We start from the raw sequence: 3,076 nt of genomic DNA on the forward strand, positions 1-3,076 counted from the left end.
GGGGATGCGGGCCGGCCTGGGGCGGCCCGGCGCTCGGCCCGTTTCAGCTGAAGAAACGGCTCGGCGGCGCCCCCACCGAGCGCCGCACCATCGCGCTGAACGCGCTCGCGCTCGCATAGCCCAGCTCGGCCGCGATCACGCCCATCGGCTGCTTGCGCGCCGCCATCGACAAGGCCTTGGCCAGCAGCACCTGCTGGCGCCACTGGACGAAGGTGGTGCCGAGCTGCTGGCGGAACAGGCGCGCGACGGTGCGCGGGCTCGCGCCGGTGTCCCTGGCCCAGCCGTCGAGCGTGGCGTGGCGTGTCGGATCGTCGAGCACCGCCTCGCACAGCGTGCGCAGCCGCTTGTCGGCCGGCAGGTCCACGCCCAGGCGCACCGGGCGGGCCCGGCGCAGCTCGTCGAGGATCAGCGCGGAGAGCCGCTGCTCGCGCTGCAGTTCGCCGGCGCCGAGCGGCGGGCCGCCGCCGTCGGGCTGCACGTTCATCTCGAGCACCAGCGCGCGCAGCAGCTCCGACACCTCGAGCACCCGGCACTGCCGCCACGGCGCCTGCTCGCCCGGCGCGACACCCGGGCCGCTGCGCCCGCGCGGCTGCAGCAGGTACAGCGTGCGCAGGTCGGCATCCTCGACGACGCTGACGGCGTGCTCCATGCCAGCCGGGATCCACAGCGCGCGTGACGGCGGCACGAGGTAGGTGCCATGCTCCATCGTCAGCCGCACGACGCCGGTGGACGACAGCGCGACCTGCGCCCACGGGTGGTCGTGCGGCACGACGCGGGTGTCGGTGCCCAGGTGGTGCTGCTTCGCGCGCAGCGGCCGCTGCGGCGTCGGCATGTACAGGTGGGGGGTGAGCGGGCCTATCGGTGGCGTGCTCATGGTGGTGTGCTCATGGTTGGCAGGATCTCGACAAGGATTGACAGGCTATCGCAATCCGGCCGCCTCGTCACTGCCTACCATCGGGGCTCGATTCCACCTGCCGAACTCCTGCATGAACACCCTGGCCGCCCCGGCACCCGCCTTGCGCAAGGACGCCACCGTCATCGGCCTGGTCGGCTTGGCGCACAGCATCAGTCACTTCAGCCAGCTGCTGCTGGCGCCACTGTTCCCGTGGCTGAAGGATGCATTCAACGTCGGCTATGCCGAGCTCGGGCTGCTGATGTCGATCTTCTTCGTCGTCTCGTGCATCACGCAGGCGCTGTCGGGCTTCATCGTCGACCGCTTCGGCCCGCGGCCGATCCTGTTCGCGGGCCTGGCGCTGCTGGGGCTGGCGGCCTTCGGCTTCTCGATCAGCACCAGCTGGTGGATGCTGGCGGCGTTCTCGGTGCTGGCCGGCATCGGCAACGGCGTGTTCCACCCGGTCGATTTCACGCTGCTGAACCGCAAGGTGCACCCGTCGCGCCTCGGCCACGCGTTCAGCGTGCACGGCATCACCGGCAGCCTGGGCTGGGCGCTGGCGCCGGCGATGCTGGTGCCGCTGACGCTCGCGTACTCGTGGCGCGTCGCGCTGGCCTGCGCCGGCGTGCTGGCGTTCGCGGTGCTGATCGTGCTGTGGTTCAACCGCGAGAAGCTGGCGCTCGACGACATCGCGGCCTCGCCCAAGGCCGCCGCGGCGAAAGCGGCGGCCGGCGGCAGCCTCGATTTCCTGTCGATCCCGGCGGTCTGGATGTGCTTCGCGTTCTTCTTTTTCTATGCGATGGCGCTGAGCGGCGTGCAGGCCTTCGCGCCCGAGGCGGCGCGCCTGCTGCACGAGGTGCCGACGCAGCTGGCGGCCGTCTGCCTGACGGTCTACATGGTGTGCAGCGCCGGCGGCATGGTGGTCGGCGGCTTCCTCGTGACCGACCCGGCGCGCTGCGAGCGCATCGTCGGTGCCGGCTTCGGCGTGGCCGCGGCGATCGCGCTGGTGGTGGGCTTCGCCGAGATCCCGGCGCTGGCGGTGCCGGTGCTGTTCGGGGCGATGGGCTTCGCGGCCGGCATCGCCGGGCCGTCGCGCGACCTGATCGTCAAGCGCTCGGCGCCCGACAACGCGACCGGCCGCGTCTACGGCGTCGTCTATTCGGGCCTGGACATCGGCCAGGCGATCGCGCCGCTGCTGTTCGGCACGCTGATGGACTGGCACCGTCCGGCGCAGGTCTGGCTGGGCATCGCGGTGGTGCAGGGCGTGCTGATCGCCAGCGCCTTCAATGTGCGGCGGGTTCGCCGGACGGTGCTGGTGGCGGCCTGAGCTCGCGCGACAGCATCTGCGAATGCGCGAGGAAGGCCTGGGCGTCCTGTGCCGCCAGGTCGTCCGCGAGCTGCGCCACGTTCGCCTCCAGCTGCGCCAGGGTCTGCGCGAAGGTGTCGAGCGCGGTCTTGCCGTTCGACAGCGTGCGGGTGCGGGCATACGACGGCGGGATCGACAGGTAGGCGTTCAGCGCCTCCGGCAGGTGGACGATCGCGATGCGGCGCGCGTCGAAGCCGTCGTCCAGCGACAGGTGGCCGCGCGAGCGCTCCCACTGCCGGCGCAGCGCGTCCAGCGCCTTGCACAGCTCCAGCACGCGCGTCTGCAGGCTGGCGGGCAGGCGGTCGTCGGGGTTGTACTGGGTCAGCCCGCGCACGCCCTGCAGGGCACGCTCCATCGCCTCGCGCGTGTCGCCGTCGTCGCTGAACTGCAGGGCCTCCCAGCCGGGCCGCGACAGCGTCGGGAAACCCAGCCACAGCCCGCCGACGACGAACCCGGCCGCGTAGCCGAGCACGGCCACCGGCAACGCGGCGTTGCCGAGCAGGCCGAACCCCTTCAACACCAGCGCGATGCTCGCGAGCGCGAGGCCGATCCAGTTCGGCGCCGACGTGAGCACGCCCAGCAGGCGGCTGCCGAGCGAGCTACTGGTAGGCACGGATGTCCTTGAACACGCCGTACAGCGGCGTCTTGCGCGCATCGAACAGCCGGCCGCCGGTCACCTTCACCAGTTCGCGCAGCTGCTTCTCGTTGGCGTCGCCGAACAGCACCATGAAGACCGGGATCGAGCGGGCGTCCTCGGGCAACTGCTCATAGTCGCGCCTGAACTCCTCGAACGTGCGGCCCTTGTTGTTCTCGCCGTC

At 71.6% G+C, this 3,076-nt stretch carries 3 protein-coding genes and 1 pseudogene; 1 reads left to right on the forward strand and 3 read right to left on the reverse strand.

The window, feature by feature from the left end:
* Positions 1-43: 43 nt before the first annotated feature.
* Positions 44-874 (reverse strand): AraC family transcriptional regulator, encoded by an 831-nt coding sequence (locus tag AC1D12_RS29415; RefSeq protein ID WP_465112555.1) that lies wholly within the window; start codon positions 872-874, stop codon positions 44-46.
* A gap of 112 nt (positions 875-986) precedes the next feature.
* Here AC1D12_RS29415 and AC1D12_RS29420 point away from each other — a divergent pair, with 112 nt between their 5' ends.
* Positions 987-2,219, forward strand: a complete 1,233-nt coding sequence (locus AC1D12_RS29420; RefSeq protein ID WP_477825800.1) for an MFS transporter — start codon at positions 987-989, stop codon at positions 2,217-2,219.
* On the opposite strand, the gene AC1D12_RS29425 is transcribed toward AC1D12_RS29420, so the two are convergent.
* Both AC1D12_RS29425 and AC1D12_RS29430 read right to left on the reverse strand, forming a co-directional pair.
* Entirely contained in the window at positions 2,176-2,871 is a 696-nt protein-coding gene (locus AC1D12_RS29425; RefSeq protein WP_047512035.1) for a hypothetical protein, read from the reverse strand. The genes AC1D12_RS29420 and AC1D12_RS29425 overlap by 44 nt on opposite strands.
* Positions 2,858-3,076: pseudogene (locus AC1D12_RS29430) on the reverse strand (VWA domain-containing protein); the annotation flags it as partial. The gene AC1D12_RS29425 and the pseudogene AC1D12_RS29430, both read right to left, overlap by 14 nt.

The organism is Rhizobacter sp. P1_G5 (assembly GCF_056405435.1).